The following is a 24,375-nucleotide window of genomic DNA, read 5'->3' as shown; positions in this document are numbered from 1 at the left end:
CCTCAAACAAGTCAACACACCTATCGTCAAAAAACTGACATTTTTGCTAACCGTATGAAAATAAAAGATAGTTTCAAGGTGGACCGCAAGGGAGGGCAAGAGGAGCCTCCTGTATGTGCCGACTGGTTCTGTTTCGGGAAACATGCAATAGGAACGGATAAGAGTTTCAGCCAGACTGGGGCGTCCAACGCCCCTTATAGCCTTAAGAATTGGAGAGCCCGTGCGCATTCTCGATGAAGCCGTCATTCCCGAGCTGCCGAATTACTACCGTGGCAAGGTGCGTGAAAATTACGATCTGCCCGACGGCAACCGCATTATCATATCAACCGATCGCCTCAGCGCATTCGACCGCATCCTCACCTGTGTTCCTTATAAGGGGCAGGTATTGACCCAGACGGCACGCTACTGGTTCGAGCAGACGAAGGATATCTGCCCCAACCACGTGGTCAGCTATCCCGATCCTAATGTCGTCATCGGCAAGAGGCTTGAAATATTGCCGGTCGAAGTGGTGGTTCGCGGTTATCTGGCCGGCACCACCGGCACATCGATCCTGACCCTTTATAAGAAAGGCCAGAGACAGATGTACGGCATGAGCCTGCCGGACGGGATGAAGGACAACCAGATCTTGCCCGAGCCGGTGATCACGCCGACGAGCAAGGCCTTCGATGGTGGTCACGACGAGCCGTTGACGCCGGCCGAGATAGTGGAGAAGAAACTTCTGACGCAGGAGCAATGGGACACGCTTTCCCGTTACGCGCTCGCACTGTTCAAGCGCGGACAGGAGATTGCCGCAAAGCAGGGCCTCATCCTCGTCGATACGAAATACGAATTCGGCACGGATGAAAACGGCACGATCATTCTGGCCGACGAAATCCACACGCCTGACAGCAGCCGCTACTGGATGGCTGAAACCTATGAAGAGAGCTTCCGCAACGGCGCACGGCCGGCAAGCTTCGACAAGGATTTCGTGAGAGCCTGGGTTGCCGAACGCTGCGATCCCTATAAGGACGACGTTCCGGAAATTCCGCGGGAACTCGTATTGCAGACGTCAAGGGTATATATTGATGCATACGAACGCATCACCGGACAAAGCTTCGTTCCCGACGATAGCGGTGAGACGCCGCTGGCAAGAGTACGCCGGAACCTGGAGCAATTTTTCCCCGGAGTCTGACCTTGAGCAAAACGATCGAACAGGCGAGAAAGGGTGACAGGAAGAACGACGTTCCTGTCAAGCGCCGGCCTCGCCGTTCCGCCGAAGAGACGCGGCGGGACATTCTTGCCAAAGCCGAAGAACTTTTTCGCGAGCGTGGGTTCAATGCAGTGGCGATTGCCGATATCGCCGCAGCACTCGGCATGTCGCCCGCGAACGTCTTCAAGAACTTCAATTCGAAGAATGCGCTCGTCGATGCCATCGGGTTTGAGCAGATCGGTGCATTCGAGCGGGAAATCCACCCGCTCGATAAAAGTCATGCACCAGTTTCAAGGCTGCGCCATCTCGCCCGCACCCTGATGGAACAACACCATCAGAACCTCAACGACAATCCCTATATATTCGAAATGATCCTGATGACGGCCAAGCAGGACATGAAGTGCGGTGACTATTACAAATCCGTCATAGCAAACCTGGTGGCTGACATTATTCGCGATGGCGTAGATAAGGGAATTTACGCCCCCGCCGACATCCCGCCTCTGGCGGAAACCGTCCTCCACGCACTCGCGAGCGTCATCCATCCCGTCCTCATCGCACGGGAAGATATCGGCAATTTAGCAACACGTTGCGATCAACTGGTTGATTTAATCGAGGCAGGATTGCGCAATCCGCTTGCTAAGTGACGATTCTCAACTTACGTCACCTTCTCGCAATTGCTTGCGAAGCGTGAAAGCCTGCGCTTCTATGCGAATGGCGGTCCGAGCAGATTGAACGAAGAAGGTCCCCATAGGGCCTTTAGCCATCGTACCTGCACCCGGACCAGCATCCGCCGAGCGACACTGCGCTTATAGTTGAATGCGACCGATACGCAGGGAAGAACAATGAGCCGACGTATTTTACCCCTATTTGCTTCTCTGTGCATGACCGCAGTTCTCGCGGGATGCAGCGATGGCGGCGAAAGCAGCCAGACCGCCGGCCAGGGCGCCGCGCGTCCCCCGTCTCCGGTCAGCATCATTGTGATGAAGACGAGCGAATATCCCCTGACCACCGTTCTTCCCGGCCGCGCAAGCGCGTTCCAGACGGCGGAAATCCGCCCGCGCGTCACCGGCATCATCCGCGACATTCCCTTCAAGGAAGGCAGCGAGGTCAAGCAGGGTGACATTCTCTACCAGATTGAAGACAACACCTATCTGGCAGAAGTGGCACAGGCCAAGGCAAGCGTAGCGAAAGCCGAAGCAAGCGTTCCGAGCGCCCAGGCGAACCTTGCCCGCTACGAGCGGCTGGTCAACAGCGGCGCAACGCAGATAGAATATGAAAACGCCAAGGTGACGCTGCTTCAGGCCGAAGCCGACGTGGCCCAGACCAAGGCTGCGCTGGAAACGGCTGAGATCAATCTCGATCTCACCAAGGTCCGCGCGCCTTTCGACGGCATCACCAGCGCTACCGCTTTCAGCATCGGCAACGTGGTGACGGCAAACCAGACGACGGCTTTGACGACGCTGCGCCGCATCGATCCGATCTACATCGATCTGATGGAATCCAGCATCAATCTTCTGCGTCTGAAAAAGGCGATCTCGTCGGGCCAGCTCGGCGGCGATACCAAGGAAACCGGCATTCACCTGACGCTGGAAGACGGCACCGAATACAAGCATGACGGCAAGATCGACATGTCGGACATGGCGGTGAGCGAAACCACGGGCACCTTCTCCATCCGTGCTCTCTTCGATAACCCGGACGATCTTCTGCTTCCCGGCACCTATGTTCGCGCAACGCTGACCATCGGTAAGGAAACGGGTTTCCGCATCCCGCAGCGCGCAGCGAGCCGGAACGCCAATGGCGAACTGACCGCAAAATTTGTCACCGGGGAAAACAAGGTGGAAACGCGCACCTTCCCGTCCAGCCAGCAGTCGGGCAATGCCTGGCTGGTGACGGAAAACGTCAAGGATGGCGACAAGCTCATCGTTGACGGTTTCCAGTGGATTGCCGACGGCGCGACGGTCGCGCCCGTGGAAGTGACCATCGACGATCGCGGTATCGTCGTTCTGCCGCAGCAAGCTCCGCCTGCCGCCGCCCCCTCGAAATAAACATGAGCACGAAACCCTCGGTCGAAGCTCGTAAAAGGTAAGGCAGGACTGCCATGGCCCATTTCTTTATCAGGCGCCCCGTTTTTGCATGGGTTATCGCCATCGTCATCATGCTGGGCGGCGCTCTGGCAATTGTGACGCTCTCCATCTCGCAATATCCCGATATTGCCCCGACGACGGTCCGCGTCAGCGCAACCTATAATGGCGCTAGCGCGGAGACGGTCGAAAAATCGGTGACGACCATCATTGAGGACGGCATGACCGGCCTCGACGATCTCACCTATATGACCTCGTCTTCCTCGACCGGCAGCGCCGAAGTGACACTGACCTTCGGCAACAGCATCCTGCCTGACATCGCGCAGGTTCAGGTGCAGAACAAGCTGCAGCTCGTGCAGTCGCAATTGCCCGACACCGTGCAGCAGCGCGGTATTCAGGTCAGCCGCTCCACATCGAGCATTCTGATGGTGGGTGCGCTGATCTCGACGGACGGCAAGCGCAATTCGGCAGATCTCGGCGACGTGTTCTCCTCGCGCGTTGAAGACCAGATCAAGCGCCTTGAAGGCGTGGGCAGCATCAACGTCTTCGGTTCCGAATATGCGATGCGCATCTGGCTCGACCCGTTCAAGCTCAACAAATACCAGCTGACCACGGCTGACGTCACCGGCGCCATCGAAAGCCAGAACACCCAGGTTTCGGTCGGCTCCCTCGGTGCCGTTCCCGCCGTCCAGGGCCAGCAGCTCAATGTGACGGTGACGGCGCAGAGCCAGCTCACCACCGTCGCCGATTTCGAATCGGTCATCTTGAAGGTTGAGAAGGACGGCGCAACCGTTCGCCTGAGCGACGTGGCCCGCATCGAAATCGGCCAGGAAACCTATGGCGGTGATTCCCGCTCCAACGGCCGTCCTTCCGCCGGTTTCGCGGTCAACCTCGCCACGGGCGCCAACGCGCTCGATACTGCAGCACGTGTCAAGTCCGCACTTACCGCCGTTGAGGGTTCGCTGCCTGCAGGCGTCTCGATCGAATATCCCTACGACACGACACCCTTCGTGAAGCTGTCGATCGAGAAAGTGGTGCATACGCTGATCGAGGCGATCATTCTCGTCTTCGTCGTGCTGCTGGTCTTCCTGCAAAACCTGCGCGCCACCTTCATTCCGATGATCGCCGTGCCCGTCGTGCTCCTCGGCACGTTCGGCATCCTCGCAGTCACCGGATATTCTATCAATACGCTGACCATGTTCGCTATGGTTCTGGCGATCGGCCTTCTCGTGGATGACGCCATCGTCGTTGTTGAAAACGTCGAGCGCATCATGTCGGAAGAGGGCCTGTCGCCGGTCGAGGCGACGGAAAAATCGATGGGCGAGATAACTGGCGCCATCATCGGCATCGCGCTCGTCCTGACCGCCGTGTTTATTCCCATGGCCTTCTTTGGCGGATCGACTGGTATCATCTATCGCCAGTTCTCGATCACGATCGTTTCGGCCATGCTGCTTTCGGCGGTGGTCGCCATCGTTCTGACGCCGGCGCTGTGCGCCACAATGCTGAAGCCCATCGACCATACCAAAAAGCAGCGTGGACCGGGTGCCTGGTTCAACCGCGGCTTCGGCAAGACGACGGACGGCTATGTTTCGTCGATCGGCTATCTGCTGAAGCGGCCCCTGCGCGTGACGATTCTTTTCCTGATCGTCGTCGGCGGCTGCGCCTGGTTCTTCACCAAACTGCCAAGCTCCTTCCTCCCACAGGAAGATCAGGGCGTGCTGCTGACGATCATCCAGACACCGACCGGTTCGAACATCGAACGCACCAACGAGGTGGTAAAACAGGTCGAAAGCTACTTCCGTGAAAAAGAAGCAGCCAATGTCGAATCGGTTTTCGGCGTGCTTGGATTCAGCTTCAGCGGTTCGGGTCAGAACAACGCGATCGTCTTCACCAAGCTCAAGGACTTTTCCGAGCGAACCGCACCCGATCAACACGCCGCCGCCATTGTGCAGCGGGCAATGGGTACGTTCTTCGGCTTCCGCGATGCACAGGTATTCCCGCTTTTGCCGCCGGCAATTCAGGGGATGGGCACGTCGAGCGGTTTCTCCATGTATCTCGTGGATAGCGGCCGCAACGGCACCGACGCTCTGACCGCAACCTCCAAGGACCTGATTGCGCTTGCAACAAGCAATCCAAAGATCAGCTCTCTGCGAAGCGACAGCCAGGACAACGAAACGCAGATGAAGATCATTCTCGATCAGGAAAAGATGGGGGCCATGGGCGTCGATCTTTCCTCCGTGAACCTGATGCTGTCGACGATCTTTGCCGGCCGGGATGTCAACGACTTCACCCTGAACGGTGAGCTCAAGCCGGTCTATGTTCAGGGCGATGCACCCTATCGCATGCAGCCGGACGACCTGAAGTTCTGGTATGCCCGCAACACCAGCGGCGAAATGGTACCTTTCTCCTCCTTCAGCGAGGTGAAGTGGATCAACGCGCCGCCGTCACTGGCACGCTACAACGGTACGGGCGCGATTTCGCTTGAAGGCACCGCCGGCGCAGGCGTTGCTTCCGGCGAAGCCATGGACGAGATGGAACGTCTGACGGCAAGCATGCCTGGCGGTTACACCGTGGCATGGCAGGGCATCTCCTATCAGGAACGCCTTTCCGGCTCGCAGGCGCCCATGCTGTACGCGCTGTCGGTTCTCATCGTGTTCCTTTGCCTGGCTGCCCTTTATGAAAGCTGGTCGATCCCGTTCTCGGTCATTCTGGCTGTCCCGGTGGGTGTCCTCGGCGCTTTGACTGCGGCCCATTTCTTCGGCCAGACGAACGACGTCTACTTCAAGGTGGGCCTGCTGACGACCATCGGCCTTGCCGCGAAAAACGCGATCCTGATCGTTGAATTCGCCAAGGAGAGGCAGGAGCACGGGTTAAGTCTGGTGGAGGCGGCACTGGAGGCGGCGAAGCTGCGCCTGCGTCCGATCGTCATGACGTCGCTCGCCTTCATCCTCGGCGTCGTGCCTCTCGCGATCGCAACCGGAGCGGGTTCCGCTGCGCAAAATGCAATCGGTATAGGGGTGCTGGGTGGTATGCTTTCTGCAACACTGCTCGGAATTTTCTTCGTTCCGTCCTTTTTCGTCATCATTCGTCGCCTTTCAAGGCGTTAACAAAACAAAAATGGGCTGTGCCAACCGTTAATACGCTGCTAGAAATATGGCCGATTTGGCAAACGCACGTTTCTAGGGCATATCGACCGCGCAGCCCATTTGTCAGCAAGCCGCGCTTGGTAAGCCAACCAGAGAATTGGGAAAATTATATGCTGTCTATTCGCGCTACTATTCCCCTGACAATGCTACTGCTTTCGGGCTGCGTTGTCGGACCCGACCACAAGACGCCGGAAATTCAATTGCCGGGAAAGTTCGCGGAAGCCGGAAAAACCAGTAATGGCGACATCAGCAGCGTTGCATGGTGGACGGCCTTTAACGACAACCGCCTGAACGGTTACGTCTCCACTGGCCTTGCGCAGAACCTCACCGTGATGCAGGCAATCGAGCGCATCAATCAGGCGCAGGCCCAGGTGATCGTGGACGGCGCCGGCGGCCTGCCGAGCCTGACTGGCAGTGGCAGCCACACGACCAGCGAGACCAAGGGCAGCTACCGTGACGTTCCCGTCACCAACGTGTCCAACGGCAGCCTTAGCATTTCCTGGTTCCTCGACCTTTTCGGTCGCTATCGCCGGGCAACGGAAAGCGCCGATGCTTCGCTAGACGCCGCGTACTCCACCGTCGACGTTCAGCGCCTGACGCTGATTTCCTCAGTCGCCGCGGCCTATATCGACGTGCGCTATTATCAGGAGCGCCTGGCGATTGCCCGCCAGAACCTGAGTTCACGCCGCGAAACGCTTGATCTGACGAAGCTGCAGCTCGAAGCGGGTGCGGCCTCGCGTCTCGATGTCGTCCAGTCCGAAGGTCTGGTCAATTCAACGCTGTCGCAGATACCCGGCCTCGAAACCAGCTTCCGCAAGTCAGCCCACCGCATCGCGACCCTGCTCGGCATGCCGGCCTCGTCGCTCATCGCCGAGCTGCAGAAGGGCGCACGCCAGCCTGTTGCGCGCGCTGTTCCCCGCACCGGCATCCCGGCCGACCTGATCCGCAACCGTCCCGACATCCGCGTCGCGGAACGCAATCTCGCCGCTGCGGTCGCCACGATCGGTGTAACCGAGGCACAGCTTTATCCAAGCATCGAGCTTGGTGGCGCGATCACCCCGAGCTACAATTTCCTGAGTGGCGGCGGCAGGGGAACGGCCAATAGCTGGTCCTTCGGTCCGAGCCTAACTCTCCCGATCCTCGATGGTGGCAGACTGCGCGCCAATGTCGACATCGCGAACTCGCAAGCACGCGAGCAATATCTCGTCTGGAAGGCAACCGTTCTCAACGCGGTTGAAGAAGTCGAAAACGCCCTGGCCGCTATCAATCGCGACCAGCGTACCGTCGACGCGCTGAGAAAGACTGTCTCATCCTACCAGGAAGCGCTGCAGCTCTCGACAGCCAGCTATCGTGACGGTGCTTCGTCTCTGCTCGACGTTCTGGATGCCCAGCGGTCGGTCTCCGATGCGCAGGCAAACCTTGCAACGGCGATCCAGACGACCGCGCAGGATTATGTCTCGCTCAACGTGGCTCTCGGTGGCGGTTATGCCGTTGGCCAGCCTGCCCCGAAGAAGTCCGCCGGCCCAACCGTGGCCGCTGCAAAGGGCATGTAAGAAACGCCTCAAGGCAAATGAAAAGCCCGCGTCGAGACGCGGGCTTTTTTTGTATTCCAGATACAAAAAAAGCACCGGTCGCCCGGTGCTTTTTGTTTAACCTGCCGTCAGGCTCAGCTCTTGGCGCGCTCGACGTAGGAATTGTCTTCCGTCGCGATGACCACGCGGATACCGGCGTCGATGTGCGGCGGCACCATGGTGCGGATGCCGTTGGAAAGAATTGCCGGCTTGTAGGAAGAGGAAGCCGTCTGGCCCTTCACAACCGGTTCCGTTTCGACGATTTCCAGCGTGACGTGGCGCGGCAGTTCGACAGCCAGCGGATTGCCTTCGTGAATGGAAAGAACGCAGGTCATGCCTTCCTGCAGATAGGCCTTCTGGTCGCCCATCGTCTCGACATCGACAACGACCTGGTCGTAGTTTGCCGGGTTCATGAAGTGAAAGCCTTCGCCGTCTTCATAAAGGAACTGGAAGTTCAGGTCTTCGACGAAAGCACGCTCCACCTGTTCGGTCGTGCGCCAGCGCTCGGAAACCTTCACGCCGTCAACGATGCGGCGCATGTCAACCTGCGTGACCGGCGTGCCCTTGCCCGGGTGAAAGTTCTGCGCGGTGAGAACAACGTAGAGCTTGCCGTCCACGTCGAGAACATTGCCCTTGCGGACGGATGAGGCGATAACCTTGACCATATGACTTCCTTGTAACTCGATGAAATGCGTCGTAAAGGACTGCGCGATAGCACCGGCCCGGCAGACGTTTTGTCTTTTTTCTGGGGCGCAACTACCTTAAATCCGCGCGAATTGCCAGCCTTCTACAGCAATTCGCGGAAGAGTGCCTAGCGGTTTTCCGCCCGGAATTGCTTTAAATGATGCGATCAGGCGTTTTGCGGGCCGTTTATCCGTAACAAGGCCAGCAGGTAAGACGGAAAAGAAAAAAGAGATGGGCTCAAGCAACGAGACAATGTCGCCCTGGTGGACGCCCGACGTCCATGCCGACCGCCGCGCCTTTCTGCTTGGACGCAACGCGATCCAGTCGGAATTTCGCAGCTATTTCGCGCGTGCGGACTTTCTAGAGGTCGACACCGCCACATTGCAGATTTCTCCTGGCAACGAGGCACATCTGCATGCCTTCGCTACCCAGGGACTGACGCCGGCCGGCGACGCCGCTCCGCTCTATCTCCACACCTCGCCCGAATTCGCCTGCAAGAAATTGCTCGCGGCCGGTGAAGAACGCATTTTCTGTTTCGCCCATGTTTATCGAAACCGGGAAAGAGGCCCCCTGCACCACCCAGAATTCACGATGCTGGAATGGTATAGGGTAGGAGAAACCTACGAGATCCTGATGAAGGACAGCGCCAATCTTCTGGCGCTGGCGGCAGAAACCGCCAAAACAAACAATTTCACCTATCGTGGCCGCAGCGTCGATCCGTTCCTCGAACCGGAACGTCTGAGCGTCGCGGAAGCCTTCGATCGCTATGCGGGAATTGATCTTCTGGCGACGATTGACCGAAACGGCGAGACGGATAGCCGGCACCTTGCCGCAAGCCTCACCAATGCCGGAATTCGTGTGGCTAAGGACGATACCTGGGCGGATATGTTCAGCCGCGTTATCGTAGAGCGGGTGGAACCAGAACTGGGCTTCGGCCGCGCCACCATTCTCGATGAATATCCCACAAGCGAGGCTGCGCTTGCCCGCAAATCGCCTGGGGATGCGCGGGTGGCGGAACGGTTCGAGCTTTATGCGTGTGGCGTGGAACTTGCCAATGCCTTTGGCGAATTGACAGACGCTGCTGAGCAGAGACGGCGTTTCGAAATGGAGATGGTTGAGAAGCAGCGGGTTTACGGCGAGACCTATCCTTTGGACGAGGATTTTCTGGCTGCGCTGGCGATCATGCCGCCGGCAAGCGGCATAGCACTCGGTTTCGACCGACTGGTGATGCTGGCAACCGGCGCGCCCCGAATCGATCTGGTCATGTGGGCACCCGTCGCGGAATACGGACGATGACAAGGCTTGAAACCATCAAGACACCCGAAGCACTTGTTGAGGCAGGGTTGATCAAGACCGAGGCGCTCGAGGACGTGCGCGCGGTGACGCAGCGTTACGCGTTAGCCATCACAGCGACAATGGCCGATCTGATGGACAGCGGCGATCCGCAGGACCCCATCGCGCGGCAATTCTTGCCGGACCTAGCCGAACTCGTCCACCTTCCCGAAGAACGGGACGATCCGATCGGCGACGCTGCACATAGTCCCGTCCATGGCATCGTCCACCGTTACCCGGACCGGGTGCTCTTGAAGGCGGTGCATGTCTGCCCCGTCTATTGCCGTTTCTGTTTCCGCCGCGAAATGGTCGGGCCGCAGGGCAACGGCATGATGAGCCCGGAAGAGCTGGACGCCGCATTCGACTATATAAAAGCCAACCCGGCCATCTGGGAGGTCATCCTCACCGGCGGCGATCCTCTGGTACTCTCGGCGCGGCGATTGTCCGACCTGATGACGCGGCTGAAAGACGTACCGCACGTCAAGATCGTTCGCTTCCACACCCGTGTGCCGGTCGTCGATCCCGAACGAATCGACGGGCCGCTGATCGAGGCATTGAAGGCCAGCGGCAAAACCACCTATGTGGCCCTGCACGCCAACCACGCACGCGAACTTGGGCAAGCAGCTAGAAGTGCTTGCGCGCGGCTGATCGATGCCGGCATCGCCATGGTCAGCCAGACCGTGCTTTTGAAGGGCATCAACGATGATTCGGCAATTCTCGCCGAACTGATGCGCGCCTTTGTCGAGAACCGTATCAAGCCTTACTACCTGCACCACCCCGACCTTGCGCCCGGCACCAGCCATTTCCGGCTGACGATAGAAGAAGGTCAGCGAATCGTTTCCGCCTTGCGCGGGCATGTCTCCGGTCTTTGCCAGCCGACCTACGTCCTCGACATTCCGGGCGGTCACGGCAAGGCCACGATCGGCCCGAATGCGGCCGAAAAAACCCGCGATGGCTGCTACTCCGTCTCGGACTTCAACGGAAACGATCATATTTACCCACCGCCTGCATCCGGCGACGATTAAAAAAAGCATAAAAAGCCCGCCGTGCCGGGCTTTTCAAAGCGGCGTCGAACGAAAACAAAAATTTCACATTTCCGCCCCCCTCCTGTCATCATAAAGAAAAATATTCTACCTATAACAATCAGCATTGATTTTAATGGTGGTCTGGATTATCAGTGTGGAACTGGAGAGCGAGTCTCCTGATTCCGGATCAACACCAATACAGGGAGTGTGTCATGTCAAAATATATTCGCATCAACGCAATCCTTGGTCTTGAGTCCTGGAATGCTGGATTTAAATCCACGTGTTCCCGCTGCTGTCGAATGTGACCTGACGGTCTCAATTTTCTGAAAATCAGTTCGACGACATGCTGTGTTAATGAGCCACAGCGGGAGTATACCTATGCAAAAGCAAGTTATTGAATTCGCTGGCGAACCCGTCGGCATCGTCATACCGGACAACGACCGGCTGAAGTTCATCGCGGTGAAGTTCCACGTCCACGACCTGGACGAACAGAAGTTCGACAGCGCCGACGATGTGCGGATTGCAATTCGCAATCTCGTGCGCAGCCGGAACCTGGCCGCGGCCTGATGCGGGAAACCCATCACCCGCTCACGGACCTTTCAAAACCAAAGCGCGCCCAATATCGGATCCCGAATACCGGGTCGATGGCGCGCTTTTCTATTGCCTGACAATTCGTCCACTGGTCTGTCATAAACCACGACGGGGTGTATCAATACGCCCTGCACTAAGGTGAAATAGCTTTTTCAAATCCGGATTAGAGTGCAAAAGCCACGCGCTCTTAGAACTCCCACCGCTCCTCGTTTCTGCGCTTGTCGCAGGAATCCAGCCAGCCCAGATCCTGGGGCTGAAAAGACTCTCTCGCCGCCCAGACGCGCGTCAGAACGCGGTAAAGGTCAGCGTCGTCAACGAGCGGACGATGCCTGGAATATTGACGATGTTCTGGTTGATGAACTTGCCGATATCCTCTTCCTGCGGAAGATAGATCTTCAGCATCAGATCATATTCGCCGCTGGTGGAATAAAGCTCGGAAACCAGCTCCGTTTTGTAGATGGCATCGGCGACATCATAGGTCTTGCCGGGCTCGCATTGAAGCTGGACAAAAATGGGCTTCACGGACATCTCCCGTATTGGAACTTGTGGTGCGTGGCTCTTCGCCATGCGTCATGGCGCACTATTGGCTTAGCCGCGCCGGTCTTGCAAGACCGCCTGCCGGTTTAGGCAGAAAAGTCTCATCCGCTGCTACCAACTCCGATCGCGGCCTGAGAAACGATCCAGCTTCGAAAACTTTCAAGCGGAGCGTAACCGGCGCGATCCGGCATGCAGGCGAGATAATAGGCCTCTTCGCTCTCCACCTCGCCGGTAACCGCCGCGACAAGCCGGCCGCTTCGCAACTCCTCCCCGATCATGAAGGACGGAATGAGCGATGCCCCGACCCCGGCACTCGCCGCCTCGGCAATCGTCGTGAACTGATCAAAAAGCATGCCATGCACATTGTCGAAAACCACATCATGGCTGCGAAACCATTGTTCCCAGGCATCCGGCCGGGTCGTCATGTGCAGCAGCGGCACATGCAGCAGATCGCCCGGCTGTGAAAGCCCGTAGCGCTCCCTGAAAGCGGGACTGCACACTGGAATGACTGTTTCATGCATCAGAAAAACGAGTTCGGTACCCGGCCAATGCGGCAAACCGAAATGTATCGCCGCATCGACTGTATCGGTACGGAAATCAAACAGCGACGAACGCGTAAGAAGATTGACCGAAACGCCCGGATGTCGGGCGATGAAATCGGGAAGACGCGGCACCAGCCAGCGCGTACCAAAGCTTGGCAGAACACCGAGATTGAGCGTGCCGCCATCCGGATTGGCGCGCAGATTGAGCGACGCGGTCGATATTCGCCGCAGGGCCTCCCGGATTTCCCGCGCATAACCCTCCCCCGCCCGGGTGAGCCGGATTGTCTGCCGCTCGCGCAGAAACAGCGCCACGCCAAGCTGCTCCTCAAGCGCGAGGATCTGCCGGCTGACCGCGCCTTGAGTAAGCCCGAGTTCTCTCGCAGCCGCGGTCACGCTGCCGGTGCGCGAGGCGGCTTCAAAGGCCGCAAGAAGTGAAAGCGACGGTAAGAAGCGCCGAGGCGGCAGAACCATATTCCCTCACGGAATGAACTCTTGACGATATGTCGATATTCAACAGGTGAGGCCGCTTGTAAAGTCTCATAAACAAGGGCTTGTCACTCATACGGAAAACAAATGAACTCGCCCGGAAAATGGTGGAACGATGTATAATGATCCCCGCTCGCACGGCCTCTGGGAAAAGACCGCGCCGCAGCCGCCCGCAACGCCTGCTCTGCAAGGCGAGGCGGTTGCCGATGTGGTGATTGTCGGTGGCGGCTTCACCGGACAATCCGCCGCCCTTCATCTTGCTGAAAAGGACATGGATGTCGTTCTTCTCGAAGCCAGGGAAATCGGCTTCGGCGGCGCCGGCCGCAATGTCGGTCTCATCAACGGCGGCATGTGGGTCATGCCGAGGGAGTTGCCCGGCGTGCTGGGCGAAACCTACGGGGAACGGCTTCTCAGCCTTCTGGGTGATGCGCCGTTGCTGGTGCGCGAATTGGTGGAAAAACACGCGATTCCCTGCGAGATCGAAAAGAATGGCACATTGCATTGCGCCGTCGGTGAAAAAGGGCTCGCCGAAATTCGCGAGCGCTGCGAACAATGGGCAGCCAGAGGCGCTCCCGTCCACCTTCTCGATGCCGATGAAACGGCAAGACACACCGGCAGCACCGCCTATTCCGGCGCACTTTTCGATACGCGCGCGGGCACGCTTCAGCCGCTTGCCTATGTTCGTGGTCTGGCTGCCACCGCGCAAAAGGCAGGAGCACGGCTGCACACCGCGAGCCCCGTCGTGTCGACCGAACGTAGCGGCGGAAAATGGGTGGTAAAAACACCGCAGGGATCGGTGACCGCCAACTGGATCGTCGTCGCCACCGAAGCCTACAGCACCGGGCCGTGGCAGATCGTCCGCGACGAACAGACCTACCTGCCCTACTTCAACTTCGCGACCAGACCGCTTAGCGACAATCTGCAAAAGAGTATCCTGCCGAACCGAGAAGGTTGCTGGGATACAAAGGAAATCCTCTCCTCGTTCCGCATGGACAAAGCGGGTCGGCTGGTCTTCGGCAGCGTCGGCGCCTTGCGCAGCACGGGTGCCGCCATTCACCGGGCATGGGCCAAACGATCGCTGAAGCGGCTTTTCCCGCAACTGGGCGAGACGGAATTCGAATGCGAATGGTACGGCCAGATCGGCATGACGGACAATGCCGTGCCGCGTTTCCATAAATTCGCGGAAAATGTCGTCGGTTTTTCCGGTTATAATGGCCGCGGCATCGCACCCGGTACTGCCTTCGGCAAGGTGATTGCGCAACATATTCTCGGTGATATCGCCGAAAACGACCTGCCTCTTCCCGCAACCGAACCAAAAGCGCAGGCCTTCCGGGCAGTGAAGGAAGCCTATTACGAGGCGGGCGCACAGATCGCTCATTTCGCCGGTGAACGCTTCTGATCAACAGGCCGAAAGCCGCCGATCGTGGCGGCTTTTTCAAACGGCATCGATATATTCTTGAAAATATAATGATTGCCCTATAGGCCTATCGATATATTCATCAGGATATCTCGAGCCGGGGGAACACACCATGAGACTCTTACGCCGCACCTTCTTCAAAACCATCGCCGCAGCAACATCCTTCTGGGTGGCTGCATCCTTTGCTGTGGTTCCCGCCCATGCCGCCGAAAAAGTCACGGTGTTTGCTGCCGCGAGCATGAAAAACGCACTTGATGCGATCAATGCCGAATGGGCGAAGGAAAGCGGCAATGAAGCGACCGTGTCCTACGCCGCAAGCTCCGCACTCGCCAAACAGATCGAGCAGGGTGCACCGGCGGATATCTTCATTTCCGCCGACCTCGCCTGGATGGATTATGTTGCCGAAAAGAAGCTGATCAACGTCGAAAGCCGCTCCAATCTTCTTGGCAACCGCATCGTTCTCGTCGCCCCGGCCGACAAGGCCAAGCCGGTCGATATCAAAAAGGACTTCGATCTCGCCGGACTGGTGGGCGATGGCCGACTGGCCATGGGCGCGGTCGATTCCGTTCCGGCGGGTAAATACGGCAAGGCTGCGCTGGAAAAACTCGGCGTCTGGTCATCCGTGGAAAAGAAAGTCGCCGGCGCGGAAAGCGTGCGCGCAGCGCTGCTGCTCGTGTCGCGCGGCGAAGCGCCCTATGGCATCGTCTACCAGACCGATGCGGCCGCCGATCCGGGCGTGAAGATCGTCGGCACCTTCCCGGAAGACAGCCATCCGCCGATCATCTACCCCGTCGCCATTCTCTCGGAAGCAAAATCTCCGGCGGCAAAATCCTATCTGGATTTCCTGAAGTCCGCCAAGGCTACGCCCTTCTTCGAAAAGCAAGGCTTTACCGTTTTGAAATAAACTGCGTTTCGCGGTCCCATGCCGTATGGGACCGCGAGAGATGACGATTGTAGGATATGGCTTTGCATTGGTGGACACTCAGCCCTGAAGAATGGACGGCGATCAGGCTCAGCCTGTGGGTGTCCTCCATCGCCATGTTCGCCAGCCTGCCCTTCGGCATTGCGGTTGCCGTCGCGCTGGCGCGCGGGCGCTTCTGGGGCAAGTCGCTGCTCAATGGCATTGTCCACCTGCCGCTCATTCTGCCGCCCGTCGTCACCGGCTTTCTGCTGCTCGTCCTCTTCGGCCGCAGAGGCGCCATCGGCCAGTTTCTCGACAGCTGGTTCGGCATCGTCTTTTCCTTTCGCTGGACGGGGGCGGCGCTCGCATGCGCCGTCATGGCGTTTCCGCTGATGGTGCGCTCCATCCGCCTCTCTATCGAAGCGGTGGACAGCAAGCTGGAAGAGGCGGCCGGAACCCTGGGTGCAAGCCCCCTATGGGTGTTCCTCACCGTCACGCTTCCCCTGATCCTGCCCGGCATCATCGCGGGCATGATCCTCGCTTTCGCCAAGGCCATGGGCGAATTCGGCGCGACCATCACCTTCGTTTCCAATATTCCCGGCGAAACCCAGACGCTGTCCGCCGCCATCTACACTTTCACGCAGGTTCCGGGCGGCGATGCAGGCGCATTGCGGCTGACCATCGTTTCCGTCGTGATTTCCATGTCGGCCTTGCTCGTCTCGGAGTTTCTGGCCCGCATCATCGGCAAACGGGTGAGCATGGAATGACGCTTTCTGTCTCCACCCGCCACCGCCTCGGCTCCTTCGAACTCAACGCGTCATTCACCTCTGATGGCGGCGTTACAGCGCTTTTCGGACGCTCTGGCTCCGGTAAGACGTCGATGATCCGCATCATCGCAGGTCTGCTGCGGCCAGATAGTGGTCAGGTATCGCTCGATGGCGAAGTGCTGGCCGATAGCGGAAAGCGCCTGTTCCTGCCGGCGCACAGGCGCCATTTTGGTTATGTTTTTCAGGAAGCGCGGCTGTTTCCTCATCTCAGCGTTGCCCAGAACCTGAACTACGGCAAATGGTTCGCTACGGAAAAAGCTGAGCAGGCGAATGAAAACCGCATTATCGACATGCTTGGCATCGGCCATCTTCTCCAGCGTCGTCCGAACAAGCTTTCCGGCGGTGAAAAACAACGGGTCGCCATCGGCCGCGCACTCCTGTCATCGCCCAGACTACTGTTGATGGACGAACCTCTCGCCTCACTGGACGAGGAACGAAAGGCCGAGATCATCCCTTATCTGGAACGGCTACGCGACGAGACGAAAATCCCGATCTTCTATGTCAGCCACTCCATCCAGGAAGTCGCCCGCCTTGCCGACCGCATAGTTGTTATGAAGGACGGCAAGGTGGAGGCACAGGGAAAAGCGGCCGACGTGCTGTCACGGTCGGATTTCAGCGCACATCTTGAGCGACGAGAAGCGGGCAGCATCCTTTCGGGACACATCGAAAGCTTCGATGAAAGGCACGGGCTTGCTGCCGTAAGGCTCTGCTCGTCGCTCCTGCAGGTTCCAGCAAAAGGAGGAACACCCCGCACCCCGGCACGCGTGCTGATACCGGCGCGTGACGTCATGCTTGCCACGGCAAAACCCGAAGGCCTGAGCGCCCTTAACATCCTCGAAGGCCATATTGCTGGCATCTCCGCCAGCGAAGATGGCATGGTAACCGTTCAGGTGGATTGCGGCGGCGATATTATCCAGTCGCGTATCACCGATCTGTCGCGCGAACGTCTCCAGCTGGAACCCGGGAAACCGGTACATGCGATCATAAAGTCGGCGGCTCTCGATCCGTATTAATGATGGCGGCATCTGGATTGCGGTTGGCCTCAAGCCAGTCGATATCCTTGCGCAGGGCCTCATTCATCCGCTTTTCCATGCTGCGATACCGTTCAAGCAATTCGGCACCGAATGCGGTCAGCGCGGCCCCACCACCCTGCTTGCCGCCCCGCTGGGATTCGATCACCGGCTGCCTGAACATATGGTTCAGCGCATCCACAAGCAGCCATGCACGGCGATAGGACATGTCCATCGCTCGCCCGGCGGCCGAGATCGAACCGGTCTCGACAATCAGCTCCATCAACTCGATCTTACCGTGGCCGAGACGATCTCCGGGCGGAAAATCGATGCGGAGAACGGGCTTCAGTGGCTGATGTATCTTGCTCATCGGCTAGAAACCCCGGCCATGAAGATCGTGATAGGCTTGCTGCGCACCGTGCTGCGGCAGAGCCTTCGCCTCGTAAACACCGCGCGCCACCGCGCGCGCCATAACGATGGTAGCGAGATGGCAGAGTTCCGCGAAATGAGCGCCGCCCTCAAGCGGCTTCTCACCGGTCGCAGCCGAAAACATGGTGTCGCCGTCGCTCGGCAGATGGGCGGGCAGCACGGCGCGCGCCAGCCCGTCATGCGCCATGATGGAAAGGCGGTGCGCCTGCGCTTTGGTAAGGACGGCATCGGTGACCACGGCGCCGATGGTCGTCGCGGTGAGGTTGACGCCCTTGAGACGAAGCGCGGTATGATCCGGTTCGAAACGATCAGGAAAACCGCAGTCGCCGAACTCGCCCTGCTCTTCAAAAGGCGCAGACCAGAAATGGCGGCTGGTGCCAACGGTTGCCGAGCCAAGCGCATTGACGGCGACGATGGCCGCCACCTTGTAACCGCCGGAACTGATAGCGCTTGCCGAACCAAGTCCGCCCTTGAAGGTGGCGGTGGTCGCCCCCGTTCCCGCGCCGACTGTTCCAAGCCCGAAGGGCTCCGCACGCGCCGCCCTGAAAGCCGCATAGCCCATCTCGCGATAGGGCGAATGCAGCCCCCACTCCTTGTTGCCACCATTCAGCAGATCCATGAGGATCGCCTGCGGCACAATGGGAACACGGGTGGAACCGACTTGCAGGCCACGCCCGATCTCGCGCAGACCGGCCTGAACACCACCCGCCGCATCCAGCCCGAAGGCCGAACCGCCTGAAAGTACGAAGGCATCCACGGTTTCCACCGTCATCGCCGGGTCGAGCAGGCCGGTATCACGACCACCGGGCGCCCCGCCAAGAACCGAACCGGAGGCGATTACGGGTTTTTCGAAAACGATTGCGGTGACGCCGGAGCCGAGTGCAAGATCGGTGACATTGCCGACCAAAATCCCATTGATATCCGTCAGAAGATTATTGCGTGCCGCCATGCCGTTCCCCTTTTCTCCCGGTATCCCGCCGCCACGGGGCACTGTCAACGCAAAAGGTGAATCAGGAAAATACCGCCGTGCCAATCACCGGTGTCGAGGGAATGGCCATATCTCTCGGCTCCAGCGGCCCCGCCACAAAAGCCTGATGCCCGGCCTCAATGGCGCGGGCGAAAGCTTCCGCCATTGAGGCCGGGTCACCCGCCCCCGCGACCGCCGTGTTGAGCAGAACAGCATCGTAACCAAGCTCCATCACCGTCACCGCATGTGACGGCCGGCCGATACCGGCATCGACGATCAGCGGCACATCCGGAAAACGCGCCCGCATGGATTTCAGCCCCATCAGATTAAGCGGGCCCATGGCGCTGCCGATCGGCGCGCACCAGGGCATCAGCACCTTGCAACCCGCATCCAGGAGCTTTTCCGCCACGACAAGATCATCAGTCGTATACGGAAAGACTTCGAAACCATCGTCGCAGAGAATTTTCGCCGCTTCGACGAGCGCAAAGACATCGGGCTGCAAGGTGTCGTGATGGCCGATGACCTCCAGCTTGATCCAGTTGGTGTGAAAAACCTCACGCGCCATCTTCGCCGTCAGCACCGCTTCCTTCACGGTATGGCAGCCAGCCGTATTGGGCAGAATGTAACGATCCAGCTCGCGGATCAGCTCAAAAAACTGGCCACCCTTCTTGCCGCCTGCCGTTTCCCGACGCAGCGAAATCGTCAGAATATCCGTGTTGCTGGCCCGCACTGCATCGGCAAGCACGGCGGGAGACGGATAACGCGCCGTGCCGAGCAGGAGGCGCGACGAGACCTCACGGCCATAAAGCGTCAGCATGGCCTCAACCTCCCTGCATCGGCGAGAGGATTTCGACACGGTCGAACGCCTTCAATCGATAATCAGCGCGCTCTTCCGAATGCACCAGATCGCCATTGACCGCCGTCGCCAGCCACTCGCCTTCATAATCGAGGCTGGTGAGTAACCCGGCCAGCGTCTCGGTGGCGAGATCAAGCTCGTCGCCATTCACCAAAAGTTTCATGATCCTGTTCCTTTCCAGAGATATCTTGGCAGATGATTTCAGCCGCCTGCCGCGCCATCGCCGGCGACAGCAGGAAGCCATGCCGGTGGGCGCCGTTGATGAAGACGGTCCGGCCGTCCTGCGTAACTTTCGGCAGATTGTTGGGATAGGCGGGGCGCACGCCCGTTCCGGTCTCGATGATTTCCGCTTCGCCGAAGGCCGGATGTACGGCATAGGCGGCGTTCAGAAACTCCATCATCGAGCGCGCTGAAATGGCTCCGGCATCCTCTGTCTCGATCATCGTCGCCCCCACCATGAAGCGACCCGGCTCACGCGGCACGATGTAAAGCGGAATGCGCGGATGTAAGAGCCGGACGGCGCGCGACAGGGAAACCTCTGACGTGACGAGATAGAGCATTTCTCCCCGCACGCCGCGAAGATTGGCAATCTCGCCCACCGCCGCAGCGCCGGTGCAATCCACCACCCGATCGAACGGCTGCTCATCCACCGGAATACCCATATGAAACCGCACGCCCAAGCCGCAAAGCCGCGTATGCAGCGATTTGAGCGCAAGGCGCGGATCGAGATGCCCCTCGCCCGGGAAATAAAGCCCGGAGCGGAACCGCCCGGCAAGGTCAGGCTCCAGAGCGGCGATGTCACCCTCATCCACCCACTGGTATCCAGTTGTTCTGGATGCGAAACGCGAAAGCTCGGCTTTGTCGCGGGCGGGCGCGACGACCAGCGTGCCGTGTCTGATGACAAGGCCGGGGGTCGCCTCATCCCACCAGTCGAGAGCCGCCTGACCGAGCGTTAGTACCGCCTCGTCCGCACTTTCACGCTCGCACCAGGGCGCCAGCATTCCGCCCGCATAAAAGGATGCGCCGCGCGAGGCTTCAGCATTGCGCTCCGAAACCTCCACGGTTGCGCCGCGCCGCGCCAGTTCGAAGGCCGCCGTCAGACCGGCGACCCCCGTTCCTTTAACAAGGACACGCATGCTACTGGCCGTCTGCCGGGGTCGCGAGCGGCATGTAAAGCTCGCCACCTTCCTTGAAGCGCGCGGCCATGGCCTCCAGCCCTTCCTTCTGCGCCTCGGCGCGGATGTCGTGGGAAATCCGCATCGAGCAGAATTTCGGCCCGCACATGGAGCAGAAATGTGCGACCTTGTGCGCCTCCTTCGGCAGGGTCTCGTCATGGAAGGAGCGCGCCGTGTCCGGATCCAGCGACAGGTTGAACTGGTCTTCCCAACGGAACTCGAACCTTGCACGCGACAGCGCATCGTCCCGCACCTGTGCCGCCGGATGCCCCTTGGCGAGATCGGCCGCGTGAGCCGCGATCTTGTAGGTGATGACACCGACCTTCACGTCGTTACGATCAGGCAGACCCAGATGTTCCTTCGGCGTGACATAGCAGAGCATCGCCGTGCCAAACCAGCCGATCATCGCTGCCCCGATGCCGGAAGTGATGTGGTCGTAACCGGGGGCGATATCGGTCGTTAGCGGCCCAAGCGTATAAAAGGGCGCCTCACCGCAGGTCTTCAACTGCTTGTCCATGTTCTCCTTGATCTTGTGCATCGGCACATGGCCGGGGCCCTCGATCATGACCTGGCAATCCTTCGCCCATGCGATCTGTGTCAGCTCACCGAGCGTCTCCAGCTCGGCAAATTGCGCGGCGTCGTTGGCGTCGGCAATCGAACCGGGCCGCAACCCGTCACCCAGCGAGAAGGAAACGTCATAGGCACGGCAGATGTCGCAGATCTCGTCGAAATGCTCGTAGAGGAAGCTTTCCTTGTGATGATGCAGACACCACTTGGCCATAATCGACCCGCCGCGTGAGACGATACCGGTGACACGGTTGACGGTAAGCGGAATGTAATGCAGCCGAACACCGGCATGGATGGTGAAATAATCCACGCCTTGCTCCGCCTGTTCGATCAACGTGTCGCGGAACACTTCCCAGTTCAGGTCCTCGGCAATGCCGTTGACCTTCTCCAGCGCCTGATAAAGCGGCACCGTGCCGATCGGCACCGGCGAATTGCGGATGATCCATTCGCGGATATTGTGGATGTTGCGCCCGGTCGAAAGGTCCATGACGGTATCGGCACCCCAGCGGATCGCCCAGACCATCTTCTCCACCTCTTCGGCCATGGAGGAGGTGACGGCGGAATTGCCGATATTGGCGTTGATCTTGACCAGAAAATTACGGCCGATGATCATCGGCTCAAGCTCGAGGTGATTGATGTTGGCCGGGATGATGGCGCGACCCGATGCGACTTCCTGACGGACGAACTCTGGCGTCACATAATCGGGTATCTGCGCGCCAAAACTCTCCCCATCACGAGCCAGCTTCTCCTTCGCCGCTTCGCGCCCCAGATTTTCGCGGATGGCGATGAACTCCATTTCCGGCGTGATGATGCCTGCCCGTGCATAGGCAAGCTGCGTTACGGCTTTTCCTTCCGTGGCCCTCAGCGGCTGGTGGCGCACGGCAAATTCAGGCGTCAGCCGCTCGCCGGTGGCAAAGCCGTTATCCTCCGGTTTGACGTGCCGACCGTCGTAAGCCGCGACATCGCCGCGCGCTACAACCCAGTCGTGACGCAGGCGCGGCAGACCCTTTTCGATCAGAACGTTATGCAATGGATCGGTATAGGGGCCTGAGGAATCATAGACCGTGACCGGCGGTTCTCCCGCCGTCGGGTGGACGGTGATTTCGCGCATCGGCACGCGAATATGCGGATGCAAAATTCCGGTTTTGTGGATTTTCGTGGAGGCGGGATGCGGCCCGGTTGTGACGACAAGCGGGATATTCTTGGCAACGATATTCATCATGAGGCTCCAAAGTTTGACAGTGGAGACCCAGTTCGAGCCGGAATGATGGAAAATACCGACGCGTCGGCAGCGCAAGTTACACGCATTCCGACCTTCGGTCTTTGCACCGTCCCTACGCCAGTATGAACTGGATCAGGTTCAACGGGTCACTGCGCATAAAAGCAGAATCTCAGCCCCTTGACGGGACACCCCTGGTGAATGGACACAAGAGAAAACACCGCCCGACATTTGTCAAGGGTGCTGCTGATGGCTGGCAAAGGTGGACGAACAACAAAAGCGCCGTTAGTGGTAATTAACCTAACGGTTTAGGCGAATATTATCGTTTTCAAATTAACGATAAGCACAAACCATCCTGATGTTAAATTCATGGGAGATAAGTCGGAATGAATGCGACTATTCGTGAAATACTGGCAAAATTCGGCCAGCTTCCTACCCCCGTCGATACGATTGAAAACGAAGCAGATCTTTATGCAGCAGGTCTTTCTTCCTTTGCCTCGGTGCAATTGATGCTGGGTATCGAGGAAGCTTTCGATATCGAATTCCCCGACAACCTCTTGAACCGCAAGTCCTTTGCCAGCATCAAGGCCATTGAAGACACCGTTAAGCTCATTCTGGATGGTAAAGAGGCAGCCTGATGAATGTGACCGTTGCGCCGCAGGATGAAACGCTGTCCGCGCGCGCAAGCCGCGTCGCAGCAATTGCCGCCAAACACGCGGACGAGGTGGACGTCACCGGTCGCTTCCCGGAGGAAGCCGTCAACGCGCTGAGACAAGAGCGCCTTCTCGGCATTCAGGTCCCGTCCTCTCTTGGTGGCGAAGGCGCATCCATACAGCAAATCGCCGATATCTGCGCCCGGCTTGGCCAAGCCTGTTCGGCAACCGCGATGATTTTCGCCATGCACCACATCAAGGCATCGAGCCTTGTGGAACACGGCGAGACAAGCCCATGGCATGCGGGCTTCATGAGCCGCATCGCAAGCGAACAGCTTCTGCTCGCATCGGCCACGACCGAAGGCGGAATCGGCGGCAATCTGCGCAATTCCATCTGCGCGATTGAGGTCGAAGGAGACATCTGCCGGCTGGAGAAGGACGCCACCGTCATTTCCTACGGCAGCAATGCGGATGCCATCCTCATCACCTCGCGCGCCCACAAGGATGCCGCCCCGGCCGATCAGGTGATGACCGTCTTCCTGAAAGATCAGTACAAACTCGAGAAGACCCATGTCTGGGACACACTCGGCATGCGCGGCACCTGTTCGGACGGTTTCCTGTTCCGCGGCGAGGCGCCGGCGGTGCAGATATTCCCAAAACCCTTTGCGGAAATCGCCGCGCAATCCATGCTTGCAAGCTCGCATCTTCTGTGGAGTGCCGTTTGGTATGGCATCGCGTCGGATGCGGTGCTGCGCGCGCAATCCTTCGTCAGGACGGCTGCACGCAAGTCGCCCGGTGTCACACCGCCAGGCGCTATCCACATTGCCGAAATTTCCACGAAATTGCAGGTGGTCAAATCCAACGTCATTGCGGGCGTAAAGGCTTACGAAGACACCAAGAGCGACCCGGACAAGCTGATGTCCATGGCGTTCGCGGTTGCCATGAACAATGTGAAGATCTGTTCTTCGGAAACCATTCTGGAGATCATCGACCAAGCGATGCTGGTCTGCGGCATCATGGGTTACAAGAACGGTACGCCCTACAGCCTTGGCCGACACCTGCGCGACGCGCATTCCGCGCGCCTGATGATTTCCAACGACCGTATTCTCGGCAATTCCGCCAATCTCCTGCTGGTTCACAAGCAGGACACCAGCCTCTTGGGATAAGACC

At 58.8% G+C, this 24,375-nt stretch carries 24 protein-coding genes and 1 riboswitch; of the genes, 15 read left to right on the top strand and 9 right to left on the bottom strand.

The genetic code is table 11. The features are described 5' to 3' along the window. The 6 genes from FB593_RS27710 to FB593_RS16595 form a co-directional block, all read left to right on the top strand. Window positions 1–237, top strand: a 237-nt coding sequence (locus FB593_RS27710; RefSeq protein ID WP_210246038.1) for a hypothetical protein, incomplete at its 5' end; no start/stop codon positions are given. Further along, window positions 221–1,171 (top strand): phosphoribosylaminoimidazolesuccinocarboxamide synthase, encoded by a 951-nt coding sequence (locus FB593_RS16615; RefSeq protein ID WP_065703452.1) that lies wholly within the window; start codon window positions 221–223, stop codon window positions 1,169–1,171. The genes FB593_RS27710 and FB593_RS16615, both read left to right, overlap by 17 nt. 2 nt (window positions 1,172–1,173) lie before the next feature. Then, window positions 1,174–1,833, top strand: a complete 660-nt coding sequence (locus FB593_RS16610; protein ID WP_013636828.1) for a TetR family transcriptional regulator — start codon at window positions 1,174–1,176, stop codon at window positions 1,831–1,833. A 198-nt stretch (window positions 1,834–2,031) separates the two neighbouring features. Continuing rightward, complete coding sequence (locus FB593_RS16605; RefSeq protein WP_113473866.1) at window positions 2,032–3,234, top strand: efflux RND transporter periplasmic adaptor subunit; 1,203 nt, start codon at window positions 2,032–2,034, stop codon at window positions 3,232–3,234. 53 nt (window positions 3,235–3,287) lie between these two features. Then, window positions 3,288–6,377, top strand: a complete 3,090-nt coding sequence (locus FB593_RS16600) for an efflux RND transporter permease subunit (protein ID WP_111796509.1) — start codon at window positions 3,288–3,290, stop codon at window positions 6,375–6,377. Window positions 6,378–6,526: 149 nt separating this feature from the next. Further along, window positions 6,527–7,969 carry an efflux transporter outer membrane subunit gene (locus FB593_RS16595; RefSeq protein WP_019566102.1) on the top strand — a complete coding sequence of 481 codons (1,443 nt, stop codon included), beginning with the start codon at window positions 6,527–6,529 and terminating at the stop codon, window positions 7,967–7,969. Between the two features lie 113 nt (window positions 7,970–8,082). On the opposite strand, the gene efp is transcribed toward FB593_RS16595, so the two are convergent. Further along, window positions 8,083–8,652, bottom strand: a complete 570-nt coding sequence (gene efp / locus FB593_RS16590) for an elongation factor P (protein ID WP_065663025.1) — start codon at window positions 8,650–8,652, stop codon at window positions 8,083–8,085. Between the two features lie 250 nt (window positions 8,653–8,902). Here efp and epmA point away from each other — a divergent pair, with 250 nt between their 5' ends. The 3 genes from epmA to FB593_RS16575 all read left to right on the top strand — a co-directional run bounded on the left by epmA (window position 8,903) and on the right by FB593_RS16575 (window position 11,595). After that, window positions 8,903–9,967, top strand: a complete 1,065-nt coding sequence (gene epmA / locus FB593_RS16585) for an EF-P lysine aminoacylase EpmA (protein WP_111799095.1) — start codon at window positions 8,903–8,905, stop codon at window positions 9,965–9,967. Further along, window positions 9,964–11,028 (top strand): lysine-2,3-aminomutase-like protein, encoded by a 1,065-nt coding sequence (locus tag FB593_RS16580; RefSeq protein ID WP_111799096.1) that lies wholly within the window; start codon window positions 9,964–9,966, stop codon window positions 11,026–11,028. Before epmA ends, FB593_RS16580 begins: the two co-directional genes overlap by 4 nt. 378 nt (window positions 11,029–11,406) lie before the next feature. After that, window positions 11,407–11,595 (top strand): hypothetical protein, encoded by a 189-nt coding sequence (locus FB593_RS16575; protein ID WP_003516843.1) that lies wholly within the window; start codon window positions 11,407–11,409, stop codon window positions 11,593–11,595. 309 nt (window positions 11,596–11,904) lie between these two features. Here FB593_RS16575 and FB593_RS16570 read toward each other — a convergent pair whose 3' ends face one another. Next, a complete protein-coding gene (locus tag FB593_RS16570; protein ID WP_003516842.1) occupies window positions 11,905–12,141 on the bottom strand; it encodes an Lrp/AsnC ligand binding domain-containing protein in 237 nt (78 codons plus the stop codon). A 116-nt stretch (window positions 12,142–12,257) separates the two neighbouring features. Further along, window positions 12,258–13,169: a LysR family transcriptional regulator gene (locus tag FB593_RS16565; RefSeq protein WP_112290030.1), complete on the bottom strand. Its 912-nt coding sequence runs from the start codon at window positions 13,167–13,169 to the stop codon at window positions 12,258–12,260. A 130-nt stretch (window positions 13,170–13,299) separates the two neighbouring features. Between FB593_RS16565 and FB593_RS16560 the strand changes: the two genes are divergently transcribed. The 4 genes from FB593_RS16560 to modC all read left to right on the top strand — a co-directional run bounded on the left by FB593_RS16560 (window position 13,300) and on the right by modC (window position 17,342). Next, window positions 13,300–14,583, top strand: coding sequence for an NAD(P)/FAD-dependent oxidoreductase (locus tag FB593_RS16560; RefSeq protein ID WP_112290032.1), 1,284 nt, complete (start codon window positions 13,300–13,302; stop codon window positions 14,581–14,583). A gap of 130 nt (window positions 14,584–14,713) precedes the next feature. Continuing rightward, on the top strand, window positions 14,714–15,505 hold the full coding sequence (modA, locus tag FB593_RS16555; RefSeq protein WP_112290034.1) for a molybdate ABC transporter substrate-binding protein: 792 nt from the start codon (window positions 14,714–14,716) through the stop codon (window positions 15,503–15,505). A 56-nt stretch (window positions 15,506–15,561) separates the two neighbouring features. Further along, window positions 15,562–16,269: a molybdate ABC transporter permease subunit gene (gene modB / locus FB593_RS16550; RefSeq protein WP_025594485.1), complete on the top strand. Its 708-nt coding sequence runs from the start codon at window positions 15,562–15,564 to the stop codon at window positions 16,267–16,269. After that, entirely contained in the window at window positions 16,266–17,342 is a 1,077-nt protein-coding gene (gene modC, locus FB593_RS16545; RefSeq protein ID WP_113473868.1) for a molybdenum ABC transporter ATP-binding protein, read from the top strand. Before modB ends, modC begins: the two co-directional genes overlap by 4 nt. Here modC and FB593_RS16540 read toward each other — a convergent pair. The 6 genes from FB593_RS16540 to thiC all read right to left on the bottom strand — a co-directional run bounded on the left by FB593_RS16540 (window position 17,311) and on the right by thiC (window position 22,552). Continuing rightward, window positions 17,311–17,709, bottom strand: a complete 399-nt coding sequence (locus FB593_RS16540; RefSeq protein WP_112290039.1) for a winged helix-turn-helix domain-containing protein — start codon at window positions 17,707–17,709, stop codon at window positions 17,311–17,313. The genes modC and FB593_RS16540 overlap by 32 nt on opposite strands. A 3-nt stretch (window positions 17,710–17,712) precedes the next feature. Continuing rightward, a complete protein-coding gene (locus FB593_RS16535) occupies window positions 17,713–18,717 on the bottom strand; it encodes a P1 family peptidase (RefSeq protein WP_112290042.1) in 1,005 nt (334 codons plus the stop codon). A 61-nt stretch (window positions 18,718–18,778) separates the two neighbouring features. Continuing rightward, the gene (locus tag FB593_RS16530) at window positions 18,779–19,552 is read right to left on the bottom strand and encodes a thiazole synthase (RefSeq protein WP_145166754.1); all 774 of its coding nucleotides are present in this window, start codon (window positions 19,550–19,552) and stop codon (window positions 18,779–18,781) included. 4 nt (window positions 19,553–19,556) lie between these two features. After that, window positions 19,557–19,754 (bottom strand): sulfur carrier protein ThiS, encoded by a 198-nt coding sequence (thiS, locus tag FB593_RS16525; RefSeq protein ID WP_003516823.1) that lies wholly within the window; start codon window positions 19,752–19,754, stop codon window positions 19,557–19,559. After that, a complete protein-coding gene (thiO, locus tag FB593_RS16520; RefSeq protein WP_145166753.1) occupies window positions 19,723–20,727 on the bottom strand; it encodes a glycine oxidase ThiO in 1,005 nt (334 codons plus the stop codon). Before thiO ends, thiS begins: the two co-directional genes overlap by 32 nt. A 1-nt stretch (window position 20,728) precedes the next feature. Continuing rightward, complete coding sequence (gene thiC, locus FB593_RS16515) at window positions 20,729–22,552, bottom strand: phosphomethylpyrimidine synthase ThiC (RefSeq protein WP_112290218.1); 1,824 nt, start codon at window positions 22,550–22,552, stop codon at window positions 20,729–20,731. 94 nt (window positions 22,553–22,646) lie between these two features. Beyond that, window positions 22,647–22,758, bottom strand: a riboswitch (TPP riboswitch). A 180-nt stretch (window positions 22,759–22,938) separates the two neighbouring features. Between thiC and FB593_RS16510 the strand changes: the two genes are divergently transcribed. Then, window positions 22,939–23,190, top strand: coding sequence for an acyl carrier protein (locus FB593_RS16510; RefSeq protein ID WP_003492279.1), 252 nt, complete (start codon window positions 22,939–22,941; stop codon window positions 23,188–23,190). Further along, the gene (locus FB593_RS16505; RefSeq protein ID WP_112290047.1) at window positions 23,190–24,371 is read left to right on the top strand and encodes an acyl-CoA dehydrogenase family protein; all 1,182 of its coding nucleotides are present in this window, start codon (window positions 23,190–23,192) and stop codon (window positions 24,369–24,371) included. Before FB593_RS16510 ends, FB593_RS16505 begins: the two co-directional genes overlap by 1 nt. The last annotated feature ends 4 nt before the right edge of the window (window positions 24,372–24,375 follow it).

The sequence above is a fragment of the Rhizobium sp. SJZ105 genome, from assembly GCF_007828365.1.
Classification (GTDB): domain Bacteria; phylum Pseudomonadota; class Alphaproteobacteria; order Rhizobiales; family Rhizobiaceae; genus Agrobacterium; species Agrobacterium tumefaciens.
Note: the sequence above shows the minus strand (reverse complement) of the source record. Positions and strands in the feature narration are given on the sequence as shown.